General features: G+C 60.4%; 18 protein-coding genes. 12 read left to right on the top strand and 6 right to left on the bottom strand.

The features are described from left to right. Window positions 1–162 precede the first annotated feature (162 nt). Window positions 163–1455 (top strand): MFS transporter, encoded by a 1293-nt coding sequence (locus tag ACB032_RS07190; RefSeq protein ID WP_113994289.1) that lies wholly within the window; start codon window positions 163–165, stop codon window positions 1453–1455. 66 nt (window positions 1456–1521) lie between these two features. On the opposite strand, the gene ahpF is transcribed toward ACB032_RS07190, so the two are convergent. The 3 genes from ahpF to ACB032_RS07175 form a co-directional block, all read right to left on the bottom strand. Next, window positions 1522–3102 carry an alkyl hydroperoxide reductase subunit F gene (gene ahpF / locus ACB032_RS07185; protein WP_273774976.1) on the bottom strand — a complete coding sequence of 527 codons (1581 nt, stop codon included), beginning with the start codon at window positions 3100–3102 and terminating at the stop codon, window positions 1522–1524. A gap of 93 nt (window positions 3103–3195) precedes the next feature. Further along, a complete protein-coding gene (gene ahpC, locus ACB032_RS07180) occupies window positions 3196–3762 on the bottom strand; it encodes an alkyl hydroperoxide reductase subunit C (RefSeq protein ID WP_011705621.1) in 567 nt (188 codons plus the stop codon). 659 nt (window positions 3763–4421) lie between these two features. After that, on the bottom strand, window positions 4422–4868 hold the full coding sequence (locus ACB032_RS07175; RefSeq protein WP_371137638.1) for a CBS domain-containing protein: 447 nt from the start codon (window positions 4866–4868) through the stop codon (window positions 4422–4424). Window positions 4869–5080: 212 nt separating this feature from the next. Here ACB032_RS07175 and queA point away from each other — a divergent pair, with 212 nt between their 5' ends. The 7 genes from queA to nlpI all read left to right on the top strand — a co-directional run bounded on the left by queA (window position 5081) and on the right by nlpI (window position 12076). Beyond that, window positions 5081–6148, top strand: a complete 1068-nt coding sequence (gene queA, locus ACB032_RS07170) for a tRNA preQ1(34) S-adenosylmethionine ribosyltransferase-isomerase QueA (RefSeq protein ID WP_139748648.1) — start codon at window positions 5081–5083, stop codon at window positions 6146–6148. Between the two features lie 70 nt (window positions 6149–6218). Then, on the top strand, window positions 6219–7355 hold the full coding sequence (gene tgt, locus ACB032_RS07165; protein WP_010634306.1) for a tRNA guanosine(34) transglycosylase Tgt: 1137 nt from the start codon (window positions 6219–6221) through the stop codon (window positions 7353–7355). Window positions 7356–7405: 50 nt separating this feature from the next. After that, window positions 7406–7741 (top strand): preprotein translocase subunit YajC, encoded by a 336-nt coding sequence (gene yajC, locus ACB032_RS07160; RefSeq protein ID WP_045790122.1) that lies wholly within the window; start codon window positions 7406–7408, stop codon window positions 7739–7741. A gap of 18 nt (window positions 7742–7759) precedes the next feature. Continuing rightward, window positions 7760–9613, top strand: coding sequence for a protein translocase subunit SecD (gene secD, locus ACB032_RS07155; RefSeq protein WP_011705625.1), 1854 nt, complete (start codon window positions 7760–7762; stop codon window positions 9611–9613). A gap of 9 nt (window positions 9614–9622) precedes the next feature. Then, on the top strand, window positions 9623–10570 hold the full coding sequence (secF, locus tag ACB032_RS07150; RefSeq protein ID WP_016350392.1) for a protein translocase subunit SecF: 948 nt from the start codon (window positions 9623–9625) through the stop codon (window positions 10568–10570). 99 nt (window positions 10571–10669) lie between these two features. Next, window positions 10670–11038 (top strand): rhodanese-like domain-containing protein, encoded by a 369-nt coding sequence (locus ACB032_RS07145; protein ID WP_017410225.1) that lies wholly within the window; start codon window positions 10670–10672, stop codon window positions 11036–11038. A gap of 90 nt (window positions 11039–11128) precedes the next feature. Continuing rightward, a complete protein-coding gene (gene nlpI, locus ACB032_RS07140; protein WP_280940144.1) occupies window positions 11129–12076 on the top strand; it encodes a lipoprotein NlpI in 948 nt (315 codons plus the stop codon). A 140-nt stretch (window positions 12077–12216) separates the two neighbouring features. Here the strand turns inward: nlpI and ACB032_RS07135 are convergent, their stop codons facing one another. Both ACB032_RS07135 and ACB032_RS07130 read right to left on the bottom strand, forming a co-directional pair. Next, window positions 12217–13089: a U32 family peptidase gene (locus tag ACB032_RS07135; RefSeq protein ID WP_024944088.1), complete on the bottom strand. Its 873-nt coding sequence runs from the start codon at window positions 13087–13089 to the stop codon at window positions 12217–12219. A gap of 12 nt (window positions 13090–13101) precedes the next feature. After that, entirely contained in the window at window positions 13102–14097 is a 996-nt protein-coding gene (locus ACB032_RS07130; RefSeq protein ID WP_029301248.1) for a peptidase U32 family protein, read from the bottom strand. 190 nt (window positions 14098–14287) lie between these two features. Here ACB032_RS07130 and ACB032_RS07125 point away from each other — a divergent pair, with 190 nt between their 5' ends. Beyond that, entirely contained in the window at window positions 14288–14827 is a 540-nt protein-coding gene (locus ACB032_RS07125; RefSeq protein WP_371137637.1) for an SCP2 domain-containing protein, read from the top strand. Here the strand turns inward: ACB032_RS07125 and ACB032_RS07120 are convergent. Continuing rightward, window positions 14774–15190 carry a hypothetical protein gene (locus tag ACB032_RS07120; protein ID WP_039214895.1) on the bottom strand — a complete coding sequence of 139 codons (417 nt, stop codon included), beginning with the start codon at window positions 15188–15190 and terminating at the stop codon, window positions 14774–14776. The two genes, ACB032_RS07125 and ACB032_RS07120, sit on opposite strands and share 54 nt — an antisense overlap. A gap of 179 nt (window positions 15191–15369) precedes the next feature. Between ACB032_RS07120 and trmJ the strand changes: the two genes are divergently transcribed. From trmJ to ACB032_RS07105, 3 genes are all read left to right on the top strand, one after another. Then, window positions 15370–16095, top strand: coding sequence for a tRNA (cytosine(32)/uridine(32)-2'-O)-methyltransferase TrmJ (gene trmJ / locus ACB032_RS07115; RefSeq protein WP_139748649.1), 726 nt, complete (start codon window positions 15370–15372; stop codon window positions 16093–16095). Window positions 16096–16188: 93 nt separating this feature from the next. Continuing rightward, complete coding sequence (gene iscR / locus ACB032_RS07110) at window positions 16189–16692, top strand: Fe-S cluster assembly transcriptional regulator IscR (protein ID WP_011705634.1); 504 nt, start codon at window positions 16189–16191, stop codon at window positions 16690–16692. A 57-nt stretch (window positions 16693–16749) separates the two neighbouring features. Then, a complete protein-coding gene (locus tag ACB032_RS07105) occupies window positions 16750–17964 on the top strand; it encodes an IscS subfamily cysteine desulfurase (protein ID WP_005299763.1) in 1215 nt (404 codons plus the stop codon). The last annotated feature ends 40 nt before the right edge of the window (window positions 17965–18004 follow it).

Here is an 18004-nt window from a genome sequence, read left to right as displayed (position 1 = left end):
GCTGTCTCCACTGTGATGACCATGATGGGACGCTCCATCATGGGCTACCCAGCAAGCATAGCCCGCGGTCCGCGCCCTGGCGGGGCGCTCGGGTTGAAGTGGGCGGGAAGCAGACGGTACCATGGTTGTTTTGCTCACGATTGAGCCAATCAGGGAGACCCCATGACACTCGCAAGGTTCCTCTCACCCCTGACCAGTCTGGTGATCTTCATTCTGGGCCACGGCATGTTCAACACCCTGCTGACGGTGCGCCTGTCTGCCGAGCAGGTATCGGCCCAGGCCATCGGCCTGGTATCGGCCGCCTACTTCGGCGGTCTGGTGCTGGGGGCCTTCGTCAATGCCCGCCTCATCATCCGGGTGGGCCACATCCGGGCCTATGCGGCCTATGCCTCCCTGCTCTGCTTTCTGTTTCTGCTGCACGGCATGGTGGTGGAGCCGCTGAGCTGGGCGGCGCTGCGGCTGGTGGGGGGCTTTGCCACCGGCGGTCTGTTCGTGGTGCTGGAGTCCTGGATGCTGGTCTCCAGCACGCCGGCCAACCGGGGCCGGCTGATGTCCCTCTACATGATCCTGCTCTACGGCTCCCTGGCCATGGGGCAACTGCTGCTCAAGTGGGTGGATCCCATGGTGTTGACCCCGTTCGCCCTGTGCGCCATGGCGGCGACCCTGTCGGTGATCCCGCTGGCGATTTCCCGGGTGGCGACCCCGGCCATGGTGGCACCCCAGCCGGTCGGCGTGCTGGAGCTGGTGCGCCTCACCCCGGCGGGGATGGGCAGCAGCTTTACCTCCGGCCTTATCCTCGGGGCCATCTACGGTCTGCTGCCGCTCTATTTTACCGACAGCGGTTCGTCGCTCTCCAAGGTGGCGGACATGATGGCATTGGTGATCCTGGGGGGCATGTGCCTGCAGTACCCCATAGGTCGTCTCTCCGATCGCTACGACAGGCGGCTGGTGATCCTGCTGCTCGGCGCCGTGCTGGCGCTGCTGGCCCTGTTGATGGTGCTGCTGCCCGCCGGCTGGCGCGAGCCACTGATGGGGGGCCTGGTGTTCCTGCTGGGCGGCATGGCGTTCTCTATCTATCCCTTGAGCCTCAGCCACGCCTGTGACGAGCTGCGCCCGGACCAGGTGCTGGGGGCCAATCAGGGGTTGCTGCTCGCCTACAGCCTGGGGGCCATGACCGGGCCGCTGCTGGCGCCTTTTGTCATGGCGCAGTTCGGGCCAGAGGGACTGTTCGTCTACTTTGCTCTCTGTGGCCTGCTGCTGACAGGGTATCTCGGCTGGCGCAAGCGGCAACGGGCCCCCATTCCGCTGGCCGATCATCAGGTGTTCATCCCGGTGCCGCCCAATACCCCGATGACGGCGGAGCTGGAGCCGAGAACGGATCTGGCGGGGGAGGCGGTACCCGCCAGCTATGCCACACCCGGATCGGATGAGGGTCAGCAGTCAAAGGCAGGCTGAGTCGCGGGTGCGTAGCAACAAAAAAAGCCGACTCACTGAGTCGGCTTTTTGTTCATCTGGTGGCTATCAGGCGGTGACGGCGTCAGCTTTGGTCGCTTCCGGCGCCGGATTGCGAATGAGGTAGTCAAACGCTCCCAGTGCGGCGGTCGCCCCGGCGCCCATGGAGATGATGATCTGCTTGAACGGCACCGTGGTGGCGTCCCCTGCGGCGTAGACGCCGGGCAGGGAGGTGGCGCCCTTGGTGTCGATCTCGATCTCGCCAAAGCGGGTCAGGGCCACGTCGCTCCCTTTCAGGAACTCGGTGTTCGGCACCAGACCGATCTGGACGAAGATGCCGGCCACCGCCAGATGCTTGATCTCGCCGGTGGTGCGATCTTCGTAATCCATGCCCACCACCTTGCTGCCATCACCGATCACTTCGGTGGTGCGAGCGCTCATGATGATGTCGATGTTGCCCATGGAGCGGGCCTTCTTCTGCAACACCTCATCGGCACGCAGGGTGTCGGCGAACTCCACCACGGTGACGTGTTCGACGATGCCAGCCAGATCGATGGCTGCCTCGATGCCGGAGTTGCCGCCCCCGATCACTGCGACTCGCTTGCCCTTGAAGAAGGGGCCATCACAGTGCGGGCAGTAGGCCACGCCCTTGGTGCGGTACTCGAGCTCGCCCGGCACGTTCAGGTCGCGCCAGCGGGCACCGGTCGCCAGGATCACGGCGCGGCTCTTCAAGGTGGCGCCAGAGGCGAGATCCACATTGACGTAGCCATCCTTGCTGATGGCGGCGGCGCGCTGCTCGGTGATCACTTCCACGCCGTACTGCTTGACGTGCTGCTCCAGGCTCGCGGCCAGCTTGGGGCCTTCGGTGTAGGGCACGGAGATGAAGTTCTCGATGCCGACGGTGTCCATCACCTGGCCACCGAAACGCTCGGCGACGATGGCGGTGCGAATGCCCTTGCGAGCGGCATAGATGGCGGCGGCGGCGCCAGCCGGGCCACCACCGACGACCAGTACGTCGTAAGGCGCTTTTTCGTTGAGCTCCTCAGCCTTGCGTTCGGCGGCGCCGGTGTCGAGCTTGGCGACGATCTCTTCGAGCGAAATGCGGCCCTGGCTGAACGGCTGACCGTTCAGGTAGACGTTTGGTACCGCCATGATCTGACGCTCGTTGACCTCGTCCTGGAACAGGGCACCGTCGATCATGGTGTGGGTGATGCCGGGGTTCAGGGTCGCCATCAGGTTGAGGGCCTGCACCACGTCCGGGCAGTTGTGGCAGGAGAGCGAAATGTAAGTCTCGAAGTGGAACTCGCCCTTGAGGTTGCGGATCTGCTCCTGCACGGCCGCATCGGCCTTGGAGGGGTGACCGCCGCTTTGCAGCAGGGCAAGGACCAGGGAAGTGAATTCATGACCCATGGGGATGCCGGCAAAATGAACGCGCGGGGCCTGGCCCTTCGGCGCGACGCTCATGGAAGGCTTGCGAGCGGCAGTGCCATCTGTCATGGCAATCTTGGGGGACATCTCGCTGATCTCTGTGGCCAATGCCAGCAGTTCGGCGGATTTGTCGCTGTCGTTGCCGGACACGCTGATCTCGATGGGATTGACGATGTACTGCAGATAGGTGTTCAGCTGTTGTTTGAGGTTGGTATCCAACATCTTCGAATTCCTTCTTTTGATTGCGGGTCGGCGTTGTGTCAGGCCAGAAAGCAGACCGGCCCTTGAGTGGGCCGGTCTTCAGAGCGGGGAGGCTTAGATTTTGCCTACCAGATCCAGGGACGGGGCCAGGGTGGCGTCGCCTTCTTTCCACTTGGCCGGGCACACTTCACCCGGGTGAGCGGCAACGTACTGGGCAGCCTTGACCTTGCGCAGCAGCTCCAGGGCGTCACGGCCGATGCCGCCGGCGTTGATTTCAACGATCTGGATGATGCCTTGCGGGTCGATGACGAAGGTACCGCGGTCAGCCAGACCGGCTTCTTCGATCATCACGCCGAAGTTGCGGGTGATGGTGCCGGTCGGGTCGCCGATCATCGGGTACTGGATCTTCTGGATGGTGTCAGAAGTGTCGTGCCAGGCCTTGTGGGTGAAGTGGGTGTCGGTGGAGACGGAGTAGATCTCGACGCCCAGCTTCTGGAATTCGGCGTAGTTGTCGGCCAGGTCGCCCAGCTCGGTCGGGCAGACGAAGGTGAAGTCAGCCGGGTAGAAGAACACCACGGACCACTTGCCTTTCAGGTCAGCGTCAGACACCTGAACGAATTTGCCATTGTGGTAGGCGGTGGCGTTGAACGGCTTGATTTCAGTGTTGATGTAGGTAGACATGTATTTGCTCCTTGGTGATGTACATATGCCCGTCTGGGTTTGAAGAGTCGTGCCGGACGAGGCGTTTAACTTTCGATGGATTCATCATAGGGACTTTTCCTAATCGATCAAAGCCGCAATTTTGAATCACTTAAATCTACTTATTAGATAAACCATGGCTGCTGTACCTAACATGAATATCGCCGGCATGCCGGGATAACTCCTTGTCGAGATTCAACATCTGTGCGTGGCTTCGGCTTTTCAAGGGGCGAGTGGCAGTCTGCCAACCGCAGAGAGGTGAGGGGTTGCTGCCTTGCGACGCACAGGCGCCGGCACGCACGGGGCGAGGGGAGGGGAAACGCGCGGATAAAAAAATCCCGGCGTCGTCGCAAGGACAAGGCCGGGTCATCAAACAAGGAATGGCTATATAAACAAAAGCTTTACAGCAAAGACTAACTACGGGGTGTGCAAACTTGCAGACATATGAGAGGAAGAGGACGGGTGCACAATCCCTCGTCTTCCGCTCGGCAACTATTGCATGACGGTCATGATAGTGTGATGCAGATCACAAAGCAAGGTTGTGGTGTAATTTTTCAATCAAAATGAAAGGGTTTCAGCTTTATTGCCGATCAAGTACGCTGAAAACGCTTTTATTGTAATTTTATTACATGAAATTCAGATCAAAAGTCGCCAGGTGGCTCCTGCTCCTCCATCAGTTCCAGCAGGTTGATGGCGACGGCAATGAAGTCCGACTCGGTGACGATGCCGATCAACTTGCTCCCTTTGAGTACCGGCAGGCAGCCGTATCTGTGTCGTTGCAGGTAGAGCGCCGCCTCCTTGATGCCGGCATGGGGATCCACGCTAGCCACCTGGCGGGTCATGATCTCGTCGAGCTGCACGCTGTCGGTGAACTCCGCCTCCCGCTCCGGATTGATCAGCAGCAGTTTGGACTCGCGGGTGGCCAGGATGTCGGAGAGGGTAACCAGGCCCAGCAGATGATGCTGTTCGTCAACGATGGGGATGTGGCGGATCCGCTCCTGCTGCATCAGATCCATCGCCTGTTTGACGCTGTTTTCCGGACCCAGGGTGAAGGGGTGTTCAGTCATGATCTCGGATAGGGTCATCATGGTGGGCCTCCTTGTGTATCTGCTTTCACCCTAGCCCAGCCCCCCTCGGCAAAACATGATCAGGGTCAATACAAAACCTTAAAGGTTTTTTAACTGGCCCTGCTTCACATAATTGCTCGCTATCCCTTGTCTCCCTTGGGTTTTTGGTCTTTTGGGTTGCCTTGGAAGAAGGGGATAACTAGACTAGCCGCCGATTCCCCCCGAGGTGAAAGATGCAAGTATCCGATTTTCATTTTGATCTGCCAGACGAGCTGATTGCCCGCTATCCCATGACGGAACGTACCGCCAGTCGTCTGTTGCAGCTCGATGGTCAAACTGGCGCACTGCGCCACGGTCAATTTGTGGATGTGCTGGACCAGCTCAACCCCGGCGATCTGCTGGTGTTCAACAACACCCGTGTCATTCCGGCGCGCATGTTTGGCCAGAAGGCCAGCGGCGGCAAGCTGGAGGTGCTGGTGGAGCGGATGCTGGACGAGCACAGCGTGCTGGCCCATGTGCGCTCTTCCAAATCGCCCAAGCCCGGTACCCGGCTCATTCTGGATGGCGGGGCTGACGGCGAGAAAGTCGAAGCCGAGATGCGCGCCCGTCACGATGCCCTGTTCGAGATCCACTTCTTGGACCCCCGCCCTGTGCTGGAGATCCTGGAAGCCATCGGCCACATGCCGCTGCCCCCTTACATCGACCGTCCCGACGAGGATGCCGACAAGGAGCGCTACCAGACCGTCTACAACCAGAAGCCGGGTGCCGTGGCGGCGCCGACTGCCGGCCTGCACTTCGATGAGCCGCTGCTCGAGAAAATTCGTGCCAAGGGGGTGGAAACGGCGTTCGTCACCCTGCACGTCGGGGCGGGCACCTTCCAGCCGGTGCGGGTGGACAAGATTGAAGATCACCACATGCACTCGGAGTATGCCGAGGTGCCGCAGGAGGTGGTGGACGCCATCGCCGCGACGCGCGCCCGCGGTGGCCGGGTGATTGCGGTGGGAACCACTTCGGTGCGATCGCTCGAGAGCGCGGCCAAGGTGACCCTGGCCCAGGGCAAGCCGCTGGCGCCGTTCTTCAGCGACACCGACATCTTCATCTTCCCCGGTTACCAGTTCCAGGTGGTCGATGCCATGGTCACCAACTTCCATCTGCCGGAGTCGACTCTGATCATGCTGGTCAGCGCCTTTGCCGGCTACGACAACGTGATGGCGGCCTACCAGGCGGCCGTGGCCGAGCAGTACCGTTTCTTCAGCTACGGGGACGCGATGTTCGTCACCCGTCGCCGGGCGCTGGCATAAGCCGCGCCCTTTATACCGGGCCCTCGGGCCCCCTACTGTCAGACTGTTTCTCTGACGCAACGAGGTAGCAATGAAATTTGAACTGAAAACCACTGACGGCCGTGCCCGTCGCGGCCAGCTGGTATTCGAGCGCGGCACCGTGCAGACCCCGGCCTTTATGCCGGTCGGCACCTACGGCACCGTCAAGGGGATGACCCCGGAAGAGGTGCGTGAGACCGGTGCCCAGATCCTGCTAGGCAACACCTTCCACCTCTGGCTGCGGCCGGGGCAGGAAGTGATGCGCGCCCACGGCGATCTGCATGACTTCATGAACTGGCAGGGCCCGATCCTGACCGACTCCGGTGGTTTCCAGGTGTTCAGCCTGGGACACATCCGCAAGATCACCGAGGCGGGGGTGCACTTCCGTCACCCCATCAACGGCGAGAAGATCTTCCTCGACCCCGAGAAATCCATGGAGATCCAGTACGATCTGGGTTCCGACATCGTGATGATCTTCGATGAGTGCACGCCGTACCCGGCCACTTACGAAGAGGCCCGCAAGTCCATGGAGATGTCCCTGCGCTGGGGCAAGCGTTCGCGCGACAAGTTCGATGCGCTCGGCAACAAGAACGCCCTGTTCGGCATCATCCAAGGGTCCGTGTACGAAGATCTGCGGGATGTGTCGCTGGACGGCCTCTTGGAGATCGGCTTCGACGGTTACGCGGTCGGTGGTCTGGCGGTGGGTGAGCCGAAAGAGGACATGCATCGCATCCTCGAGCACGTCTGCCCGAAAATCCCGGCCGACAAGCCGCGCTACCTGATGGGCGTGGGCAAGCCGGAAGATCTGGTGGAAGGGGTGCGCCGCGGCATCGACATGTTCGACTGCGTGATGCCGACCCGCAACGCTCGCAACGGCCACCTGTTCACCACCGACGGGGTGGTCAAGATCCGCAACGCCAAGTATCGCGAAGACACCAGCACCCTGGATGCCGACTGCGATTGCTACACCTGCAAGAACTACACCCGCAGTTATTTGTACCATCTGGACAAGTGCAACGAGATCCTCGGTGCCCGTCTGAACACCATTCACAACCTGCGTTATTACCAGCGTGTGATGCAGGGTTTGCGGGACGCGATCGAGCAGGGTAAATTAGACGACTTTGTAACTGAGTTTTACCGTCGGCAAGGGAAGCCCGTGCCTCCGTTAGCTGAAAATGACGTGAAATAACAACGATATATAAGCTAGTTTTCAAATCTACATCAATAAGAGGTTGTTAAATGAGCATTATCTCCAAGGCGTATGCAGAAGGCGCAGTTCCGGGTGCACAGAGTAGTGGCATGGAAATGATCATCATGCTGGCTGTATTCGGCCTCATCTTCTACTTCATGATCTATCGTCCCCAGGCCAAGCGCGCCAAAGATCACCGCAACCTGATGAGCTCCCTCTCCAAGGGTGACGAAGTACTCACTTCCGGTGGCCTGGTCGGCAAGATCGCCAAAGTATCCGCCGACAGCGAATACCTCGTGCTGGCCCTGAACGATCAGACCCAGGTCACCATCAAACGTGACTTCGTCTCTGCCGTTCTGCCCAAGGGTTCTATCCAGTCCCTCTAATCTCCCGAGGAGCACAGCGTGTTAAATCGCTATCCGCTGTGGAAATACCTGATGGTGGTCGTGGTGATCGCCATCGGTTTTCTATATGCAGCCCCCAATCTTTACGGCGAAGACCCGGCCTTGCAGATCTCTGCCAGCCGGGGGGCCGAAGTCAAGCTGGACACCCTTGACCTGGTGAAAGAGACGCTCGATGCGGCTCAGATCCCGGTCAAGCATGCGGCGTTCGAGCACGGCTTCATCCTGGTTCGTTTCAAAAATACCGAAGAGCAGCTCAAGGCGCGCGACATCGTCGCCAACAAGCTGGGCGACAACTTCATTACCGCTCTCAACCTGGCTCCTTCCACGCCTGCCTGGCTCGAAGCCATCGGCGCCAACCCGCTCAAGCTGGGTCTGGACCTGCGCGGCGGTGTGCACTTCCTGATGGAAGTGGACATGGCCGAGGCGCTGACCAAGCAGCAAGAGCAGATGGTGCAGGATTTCCGCTCCGAGCTGCGTACCCAGAAGATCCGTTATTCCGGCGTGCGCCGGGCCGGTGATCAGGTACAGGTGCTGTTCCGTGACGAGGCCGATCAGGCCAAGGCCATCTCTCACCTGCGTCGTCAGAACCCGGATCTCACCTTCACCACCGAGCAGAAGGGGGACGAGTTCGTCCTGCTGGCCGGTCTGAGTGAGGCCAAGATCAAGGAAGTGAAGAAGTACGCCCTCGAGCAGAACATCACCATCATCCGCAACCGGGTGAACGAGCTGGGCGTGGCCGAGCCGCTGGTACAACAGCAGGGTGCCGAGCGCATCGTGGTGGAACTGCCCGGTATCCAGGACACCGCCCGTGCCAAGGAGATCCTGGGCGCGACCGCGACCCTGGAATTCCACATGGTCGATGAGACAGCCGACATCCAGGCCGCGGCCGATGGTCGGGTGCCGCCGAGCTCCAAGGTCTACAACGATCGCAACGGACGTCCGGTGGTGCTGCAAAAGCGCATCATCCTGACCGGTGACCACATCGTGGGTGCCCAGTCCGGTTTCGACGAATACAGCCGTCCCCAGGTCAACATCAAGCTTGATGGCCAGGGTGGCAACAAGATGGCCAACTTTACCAAGGACAACGTTGGTAAGGGCATGGCGACCGTGTTCATCGAATACAAGCCGGTCGGTCAGCCGGGTCCGGACGGCAAGCGCAAGTTCCGCAAGCAGGAGGAGGTGATCAACGTCGCCACCATCCAGTCGCGCCTTGGCAGCCAGTTCCGCATCACCGGCATCGACAACGCCAACGAAGCCCACAACCTGGCGCTACTGCTGCGTGCCGGTGCACTGATCGCCCCGATCCAGATCGTCGAAGAGCGCACCATTGGCCCGAGCCTGGGTCAGCAGAACATCGACAGCGGCATGGAAGCCATCGGCTGGGCCATGCTGGTGATCGTGCTGTTCATGGGGATCTACTACCGTGCGTTCGGCTGGGTGGCCAACATCGCCCTCACCATGAACCTGGTGCTGATCGTCGGTATCATGTCGATGATCCCGGGGGCCACCATGACCCTGCCGGGCATTGCCGGTATCGTCTTGACGCTGGGCATGGCGGTGGATGCCAACGTGCTGATCTACGAGCGTATTCGTGAAGAGATCCGCAATGGTCGCGGGGTGCAGCAGGCCATCCATCTGGGCTTTGATCGGGCATTCTCGACCATCGCCGACTCCAACGTCACCTCGCTCATCACCTGTGTGATCCTGTTCGGTATCGGTACCGGCGCCATCAAGGGTTTCGCCCTGACGCTGGGGATTGGTCTGAGTGCTTCCATGTTTACCGCCATCACGGTCTCCCGCGCCATCATCAACCTGGCCTGGGGTGGACGGCGCCTCGACAAGCTGCCGATCTAAGGAAGAGACATGTTTCAGATTCTACATTTTGAAAAGCCCATTCCCTTCATGCGCTATGCCAGGCCGGGTGTGGTCTTCTCTACCCTGCTGATGGTGATCTCCCTGTTCTTCCTGTTCGATCGGGGCCTGAACTGGGGTCTGGACTTCACCGGTGGTACCACCATCGAGGTGGGTTTCCAGCAGTCGGTGAGCCTGGACAAGGTGCACCAGGTGCTGGACGAGCAGAAGATTGAAGGGGCGACCCTGCAACACTTCGGCTCCAGCCGTGACGTACTGTTCCGCCTGACCCCGAAAGAGGGGGTCAAGGTGGAGCAGCAGGGCAACGAGGTGCTGGCAGCGGCCAAGCTGATCGATCCTGCGGCCGTGCTCAAGCGCGTCGAGTTCGTCGGCCCCTCCGTGGGTGACGAGCTGGCGACCGACGGTGCGCTGGCCATGCTGGCCTCCATCATCTGTATCCTGATCTACGTGGCGGTGCGCTTCGAGTGGCGTCTGGCCATGGGGGGCATTCTCTCCCTGGTGCACGACGTGGTGATCACCCTCGGCGTCTTTGCCTACTTCCAGTACGAGTTCGACCTGACCGTGCTGGCGGCATTGATGACCCTGGTGGGTTACTCCCTGAACGACACCATCGTGGTGTTCGACCGGTTGCGGGAGAACTTTCGCAAGGTGCGCAAAGGGGATACCGAGTACATCCTGGATCTCTCCATGACCGAGACCCTGAGCCGGACCATCATCACCTCGGGGTTGACCTTCGTGGTGGTGCTGGCGCTGCTGCTCAAGGGCGGTCCGCTGATCCACGGTTTCTCGGTGGCCATGGTGATCGGTGTCGCCTTCGGTACCTACTCCTCCATCTATGTGGCGAGCTCGTTCGCCATGTTCTTCGGGGTCAAGCGGGAGCACATGCTGCCGACCCAGGTGGAAAAAGAGGGCGCGGATCAGCAAGAGATCCTGCCGTAAATGACAAGGGCGCCGCGAGGCGCCCTTTCTCTTATCGTCCGGGTGAGTCATTATGACGGTTTCACCCACGGCTGTTGGCCAACAGGCAAGGAGCAAGCCATGCAACACAATCCCCGTTTTCTGGCACTGGTAGAGGCCATTCGTCCCCATGTGCAGGAGACCGATGTGCACCAGATCAAACGCTGGCAGGATGAGGGGCGCACCTTTCACCTGGTCGACGTGCGGGAAGAGAGCGAGTGGGCCAGGGGCCATCTGCCGGGGGCGACCTACCTCGGTCGCGGGGTGATCGAGCGGGACATCGAGACCCGTTACCCGGATCCCGACACCGAGCTCTACCTCTATTGTGGTGGGGGATTTCGCTCCATTCTGGTGGCGGAGAACCTACAGAAGATGGGCTACGGCCGGGTGGTCAGCGTCGATGGTGGCTTTCGGGGCTGGTGTGATGCCGGATACCCTGTCGAATCCTGATTTATTTGAGGGAGAGAGGCTCAGCCACATGACAAAGTGTCGGCTGACCTTTACCATATGCCGGGTCAAGCGTAAGCGTCGGAGTGTTCATTGAACGTCAGGAAAGGGATTGGATACCTCCTTGGTATCCTGTTGCTGCTCCCCATGTGGGGTTGCAGCAGTAGCAGTCAGGTTGAAGCGCCTCAAGTTCCCAAGCCGCAACCCGCTTCACTGGTATTGGCGACCCCCCTGCAGGTCTCTTACCAGAGCGAGTTGGCGTTGGCGCGACTCGGGCAGATGCTCAGTGAGATGGAATTGACCACGGAGCAACGGGCTGAACTGTTTTATGAGCGTGCTGTCGTATTTGACCGGGTAGGCTTGCGCTCCCTGGCGCGGCTGGATTTCAACCGCGCCCTGCGGGAGAAGCCGGATTTCGCCGAAGCCTACAACTTCATCGGCGTCTATCTGGTGCAGCAGCAGAATTATGACGAGGCCTACGAGGCATTTGATTCCGCCCTCGAGCTGGCTCCCGATTATGACTATGCCTACCTGAACCGTGGCATTGCGCTCTATTACGGCAATCGTCCCGAGCTGGCCGCGGCCGATATGAAGCGCTTCTACGAGGCGCAGCCGGAAGATCCCTACCGGGTGATCTGGCTCTATCTGGCCGAACAGAAGCTCAATGCACCGGCCGCCATGAGCCGGATGCGCGAGCGGCTCAACAAGTACGATGACGATGCCTGGAACTGGGATCTGGTGCGCCTCTATACCGGCGAACTCAATGCTACCCAGTTGATGGGCAACGTGGTGAAAGGGGTGAAGGACAACCGGGAGCTCGCCGAGCGCCTGTGCGAAACCTACTTCTACCTCGGCAAGTTTGAACTGGCCAAGGGCAACCGCAAGGAAGCCATCAGCTACTTCAAGCTGGCGCTCGCCAACAACGTGTATGACTTCATCGAGCACAGATATGCCCTGCTCGAACTGGAGCTGATGGCGCGCAAACCCCTGCCGCCCGGTGCCCAGAGTGCCCAGGGCAAGAGCAGCAAGCAGGCATCCTGAGCTTGCCCTGTTGCCGGTTTGAATGATGTAGAAAAGGCCTCATTGCGAGGCCTTTTTGCTGTCCGGGTGTCAGACATGACGATGTTGCTTCATCGACTCACTCCGAGGTAATCACGCCTGTCAGACGGTACACCGCCGGCTCACTGCGCCAGCATCATGCCGGGGATCTGGCGCCAGTAACCGTTGCAGTCCCGCTCCTGCTGCAGGGGCAGGGGAGCCTGGCCCTGCTGGTTGGCCTTGAAGCGCTCCAGCATCGTCAGGGTGTCCAGTCCCTCGGGGGAGAGGCGCACCACATCCACCAGACCCTCCATCCCGGCCAGATCGTTGCCCAGGTTGTAGCAATAACCGGACTGGGTCTGGATGCCGTTGAGATTGAACACCTTCTGCCCCTCGCGACTGCTGGCGAGCCGACCGGTGGGGTAGTCGATGCAGGCCAGTTCGCAGTTGTCCTTGGGGCGGTCAAGGGAGCGGGCGGTGAAGCAGCGCGCCGAGTAGGCGAGCGGCAGGTGGCCGTAGGCGAACACCTCCACCTCGAACTGCTGGCGGGCACTGCCCAGATCCTGATTGAGCTGCACCAGCCAGTCCCGTGACAGCTCCACCGGCATCACCCAGCGCTGCATCCCCTGTTTGAGCAGCATGCGCAGCACGTCGGCGTTGTAGGCGTTGATGGCGGGGCCGCAGACGAACGGCAGCCCGGCTTCGCTGGCAAGCTGGACCGCCCCCAGATCGTTGGCCTCGATCATCAGCTCGCCGTTGTCGACCAGCCGCTTGACCTCCTTGAGCTCGGAGGGGGCGGAGATGAGCGCCAGCGTGGAGAGCACCGCCTGCTTGCCCGAGCCGGCTACCTGACGGGCGAGGGCAATCCAGTCATCCACTTTCAGTTCGCGGCGCTTGCTGCAGACGGTTTCCCCCAGATAGACGATGTCGGCCTGGCTGGCGGCGGCCGCCTGATAGAAGCCCTGGGTGTCGGCCTTGGGCCAGTAGAAGAGCAGGGGGCCGAGAGAGAATTTCATGAACAGGGCTCCTTATTGCCACTGGCGATGGTAGGCACCGAGGGTGGTCTGGCTCCCCTCGGAGACGCGGGCGAGCTGGGCATCCCACTCGGCCTTGACCTGATAGGCTTCCGGGTTGGCCTGATAGGCGTCGATGGCGGCGCGCCAGACCCGGGTGACCTGCTCCACGTAGGCGGGGCTGCGTTGGCGTCCTTCAATCTTGACCGACTGGATACCGGTCTGGAACAGCTCGGGCAACAGGCCAAGGGTGTTGAGGCTGGTGGGCTCCTCCAGCGCGTGGTAGGTCTGGCCATCCACCTCGAAGCGACCCTTGCACAGGGTCGGGTAGCCGGCGTTTTCCCCCGGGCCGTAGCGGTCGATCAGCACCTCGTTGAGGCGAGACTCGAGGCCGCTCGGGGTCTCCTCCCAGCGCACGAACTTGGCCGGTGAGCAGGCGCCGACGGTATTGGGGCTCTCGCCGGTCATGTAGGAGGAGAGGTAGCAGCGCCCCTCCGCCATGATGCAGAGGCTGCCGAAGGCGAACACCTCGAGGCCGACGTCGGTCTCGCGGGCCAGCTGCCTCACCTGATGCATGGAGAGGACGCGCGGCAACACCACCCGACCGACGTTGAAGTGCTGTTGGTAGAAACGGATGGCGGCGGCGTTGGTGGCACTGGCCTGCACCGAGACGTGCAGTTCCAGATCCGGGTAGCGGCGGCTGGCATAGTCGAGCACGGCGAGGTCGGCGATGATCAGGGCATCGGCCCCCAGTGCGGCGCCCTTGTCCACCGCCTGCTGCCAGCGGACATCGGAGCCTGGGTGGGCGAAGGTGTTGATGGCGATATGGAGTTTGCGGCCATGCTGGTGCACATAGTCGACCGCTTTCTCCAGCTTGCTGTCGGTGAAGTTGAGCCCGGCGAAATGGCGGGCGTTGGTGTCATCCTTGAAGCCGATATAGACCGCATCGGCCCCGTTATCCACGGCTGTTTTCAGTGCCGGCAAACTGCCTGCCGGACAGAGTAATTCCATCGGGTACGCTCCGAGAGGGCAAAAAATGCAAAAGTGGCCCGATTGTATTCACCGGCGTCCTTCCACTTTTTGACCTGAGGCAGCTTTGTGTGGCTTTACCCTTCTTGAGGTAAGTGGGCACAAGTTTGATTTCCAACAGGATCATGGCTGCGGCCCTGTGCTTGAATGCGCAAAAAACTGGGAGTTTATCGTGTTTCAACAACTGCAACGTCGCCTGGTCGAACAGGCTCCCCGCATTCTGCGCCATCCTCTCAAACTGGTGCCATTTTCCTTGCAGCAGAGCCTGATGGAGCGCCTGCTGGCCAGCGTGTTCAAAGAGGCCATCGCAGATGGCGACTTTGAATTCCTGGCGGGCAAGTGGCTCAAGGTCGAAGTCTTGGATCTGGAGCTGTGCTGGTTCATCAGCGAGCAGGATGGCAAGCTGGTGGTGGCCCGTCATTGCGAGCAGGCCGATGTCTGTTTCAGCGGCACTACCAACGACCTCATCCTGATCGCCGGACGCAAGGAAGATCCCGACTCTCTCTTCTTCCAGCGCAAGCTGAAGATTGAAGGGAACACCGAGCTGGGGCTGGAGGTGAAAAACCTGATGGACAGCCTGGATCTGGACGGTTTGCCAAGCCTGGTGCGTTATCCCTTGCTGGATCTTGCCACCTTCATCGAGCGGGCGAAGGCGGGATCAGCGCAAGAGGCGCACTCTGCGCCGGCGGGTGGGGTTGCGCCTCAGTTGTGAGACCAGCCCATCGGCATGGTGGCGGTAGTGATTGCGAGCCCACAGGCAGCGACAGGCCCACAGACAGGGCAGCAGTGCTAGCAGGGCGCCGGCGTTGGGAAGGCGCGAGAGCAGCAGACCCAGCGCCAGCCAGATGAACGGCTGGGCCTCGTAGAGCCACTCCGGCTGGAACCAGCGTTTGGTCGGGAAGATGACCAGATCGGTGCGCCGATAGCTGGATCGCATCATCCAGACGGTGGCGCCGGCGACAAATAGCAAGGTACCCGCCAGCCAGAGCAGCGGGGAGTGGCTGAGCAGGATGATGCCGACCGCCATCAGCAGATAGCAGACCGGCAACCTCTCATAAAGCCAGCGTGGGCACATGTTGCCTCCACTTTTCACCTTCCCATCCTTTAAGTCTAGCCAGTCAGCGCACCCGTCTCATATCGCTTTGTTCTGCAAAACAGCGTCATTGTTGTGAATTGGCGCGCCATTTACGGTGCCAAAATAGCGATTGGCTATGTTACAATTGCGCGCCATTTTTGACTGAAGATTGACTGGGCATGTTGGATCAGATTCGTATCGTGTTGGTAAACACTTCTCACACCGGCAACATGGGCTCTGCGGCGCGCGCCATGAAGACCATGGGCTTGAGCCAGATGGTGCTGGTTGATCCGCAAGCACAGCCCGATGACAACGCCTATGCGCTGGCCGCCGGTGCCAGCGATCTGCTGGCCAATGCCCGTATCGTGTCAACCCTGGATGAAGCCATTGCGGATTGTGGTCTGGTCATCGGTACCAGTGCCCGTTCTCGTACCCTGAGCTGGCCCATGCTCGACCCTCGCGAAGCGGGCGAGAAGCTGGTAACCGAGGGGATGCAGCATCCGGTGGCGCTGGTATTTGGCCGTGAGCGCACCGGCTTGACCAACGACGAGCTGCAAAAGTGCCACTACCACGTGGCCATTCCGGCCAATCCGGAGTACAGCTCCCTCAACCTGGCCATGGCGGTGCAGACCCTCTGCTATGAGGTGCGGATGCACTGGCTGCAGCAGGAACAGGTCGGCGAGACCGACATGGTGGTGGACTATCCGAGTGCCGAGCAGCTGGAAGGTTTCTATCAGCACTTGGAGCAGACGCTGCTCAAGACCGGCTTCATCGCCGACGATCATCCGGGACAGGTCATGAGCAAGCTGCGCCGCCTGTTCAACCGGGCTCGTCCGGAGGCGGTGGAACTCAACATCCTGCGCGGCATTCTGACCTCGGTACAAAAACCGAGACCGCAGGATTAAACCCGACTGGATTACTCAACCATATACTTGACTGATTTAGTCGGGTATGTGACCATATGCCCATATTGATTGGTTCGCAAAACGGTAAGGCATATGAGACTGACCTCAAAAGGACGTTACGCTGTGACTGCCATGCTCGACGTGGCGTTGCATGCAGAGCAGGGGCCCGTGCCCCTGGCTGATATTTCGGAGCGCCAGGGCATCTCCTTGTCCTATCTGGAGCAGCTGTTTGCCCGCCTGCGCAAGCATGGCCTGGTGAGCAGCGTGCGTGGTCCGGGCGGCGGTTATCGTCTCGGTCTGGCGCCGAATGCCATCTCGGTCGGTCAGGTGATCACCGCGGTCGACGAATCGGTGGATGCTACCAAGTGCCTCGGCAAGGGCGGCTGTCACGGCGGCACCCAGTGCCTCACTCACTCCCTGTGGCGTGACCTGAGCGAGCGGATCTCCAGCTTCCTGGGGGACATCACCCTGGCTGAGCTGGTTGATCAGGCCGATGTGCGCCGGATTGCCGGCAAGCAAGATGAACAAATGAAAACCGTGTTGTCCTTGGTAGACCGGGCAGAACGCGGCGATGTGAGCTTGAAAGTCCAACTATAAACAAACGTGCTTTCCACAGCTGGTCGATGTATGACCCTGGCTGTAACGGAGAAAAACATGAAACTGCCTATTTACCTTGATTATTCGGCAACCTGTCCGGTGGACCCGCGTGTCGCAGAAAAAATGATGCAGTGTCTCACCATGGATGGCCTGTTCGGCAATCCAGCTTCCCGTTCCCACCGCTTTGGCTGGCAAGCCGAAGAGGCGGTCGATCTGGCCCGTAATCAAGTGGCAGAGCTGATCGGTGCCGACCCGCGCGAGATCGTCTTCACCTCCGGTGCGACTGAATCCAACAACCTCGCCATCAAGGGCGTCGCCCATTTCTACGCCGGCAAGGGCAAGCACATCGTTACCTCCAAGACCGAACACAAGGCGGTACTGGATACCTGTCGCCAGCTGGAGCGCGAAGGCTATGAGGTAACCTACCTCGAGCCGATGCCCAATGGCCTGTTCACTCTGGAGCAGATCGAAGGTGCCCTGCGCGATGACACCATTCTGGTCAGCATCATGCACGTCAACAACGAGATCGGCGTGGTGCAGAACATTGCCGCCATCGGCGAGCTATGCCGCTCCCGCAAGATCCTGCTGCACGTGGACGCAGTCCAGAGCGTGGGCAAGATCCCGGTTGACGTGGAAGCGCTCAAGGTTGACCTGCTCTCCATGTCTGCCCACAAGGTATACGGCCCGAAAGGCATTGGTGCCCTCTACGTGCGTCGCAAGCCGCGTGTGCGCCTGGAAGCCCAGATGCACGGTGGTGGCCACGAGCGCGGCATGCGTTCCGGCACCCTGCCGACCCACCAGATCGTCGGCATGGGCGAAGCCTTCCGCATCGCCAAGGAAGAGATGGTGAGCGAAGGTCAGCGCATCATGGCCCTGCGTCAGCGTCTGTGGGACGGCATCAAGGATATCGAAGAGGTCTACATCAACGGTGACCTGGAACAGCGTGTGCCGGGCAACCTCAACGTCAGCTTCGCCTATGTGGAAGGGGAATCCCTCATCATGGCGCTGAAGGATCTGGCGGTCTCTTCTGGTTCTGCCTGTACCTCGGCCAGCCTGGAGCCCTCCTACGTGCTGCGTGCACTGGGCCTGAACGACGAGCTGGCGCACAGCTCCATCCGTTTCAGCATGGGTCGCTTCACCACCGAGGAAGAGATTGATTACGCAATCAAGCTTATCCGTGACTCCATCGGTCGTCTGCGCGAGATGTCTCCCCTGTGGGAGATGTACAAGGACGGCGTCGATCTGAACACGGTCGAATGGGCTCATCACTGATCCGCGGATCGGTGTTCAACGGAATTAGCAGGAGTTAGAT

The sequence above is a fragment of the Aeromonas sp. S5(2024) genome, from assembly GCF_041403025.1.
GTDB classification, from domain to species: Bacteria; Pseudomonadota; Gammaproteobacteria; order Enterobacterales; family Aeromonadaceae; genus Aeromonas; species Aeromonas hydrophila.
This window is presented reverse-complemented; position numbering and strand designations above follow the sequence as displayed.

Coding starts and splice junctions, on each gene's coding strand:
- ACB032_RS07190 (WP_113994289.1), top strand. CDS start 163: ATGACACTCGCAAGGTTCCTCTCACCCCTGACCAGTCTGGTGATCTTC.
- ahpF (WP_273774976.1), bottom strand. CDS start 3,102: ATGTTGGATACCAACCTCAAACAACAGCTGAACACCTATCTGCAGTAC.
- ahpC (WP_011705621.1), bottom strand. CDS start 3,762: ATGTCTACCTACATCAACACTGAAATCAAGCCGTTCAACGCCACCGCC.
- ACB032_RS07175 (WP_371137638.1), bottom strand. CDS start 4,868: ATGATGACCCTATCCGAGATCATGACTGAACACCCCTTCACCCTGGGT.
- queA (WP_139748648.1), top strand. CDS start 5,081: ATGCAAGTATCCGATTTTCATTTTGATCTGCCAGACGAGCTGATTGCC.
- tgt (WP_010634306.1), top strand. CDS start 6,219: ATGAAATTTGAACTGAAAACCACTGACGGCCGTGCCCGTCGCGGCCAG.
- yajC (WP_045790122.1), top strand. CDS start 7,406: ATGAGCATTATCTCCAAGGCGTATGCAGAAGGCGCAGTTCCGGGTGCA.
- secF (WP_016350392.1), top strand. CDS start 9,623: ATGTTTCAGATTCTACATTTTGAAAAGCCCATTCCCTTCATGCGCTAT.
- ACB032_RS07145 (WP_017410225.1), top strand. CDS start 10,670: ATGCAACACAATCCCCGTTTTCTGGCACTGGTAGAGGCCATTCGTCCC.
- ACB032_RS07135 (WP_024944088.1), bottom strand. CDS start 13,089: ATGAAATTCTCTCTCGGCCCCCTGCTCTTCTACTGGCCCAAGGCCGAC.
- ACB032_RS07130 (WP_029301248.1), bottom strand. CDS start 14,097: ATGGAATTACTCTGTCCGGCAGGCAGTTTGCCGGCACTGAAAACAGCC.
- ACB032_RS07120 (WP_039214895.1), bottom strand. CDS start 15,190: ATGTGCCCACGCTGGCTTTATGAGAGGTTGCCGGTCTGCTATCTGCTG.
- trmJ (WP_139748649.1), top strand. CDS start 15,370: ATGTTGGATCAGATTCGTATCGTGTTGGTAAACACTTCTCACACCGGC.
- iscR (WP_011705634.1), top strand. CDS start 16,189: ATGAGACTGACCTCAAAAGGACGTTACGCTGTGACTGCCATGCTCGAC.
- ACB032_RS07105 (WP_005299763.1), top strand. CDS start 16,750: ATGAAACTGCCTATTTACCTTGATTATTCGGCAACCTGTCCGGTGGAC.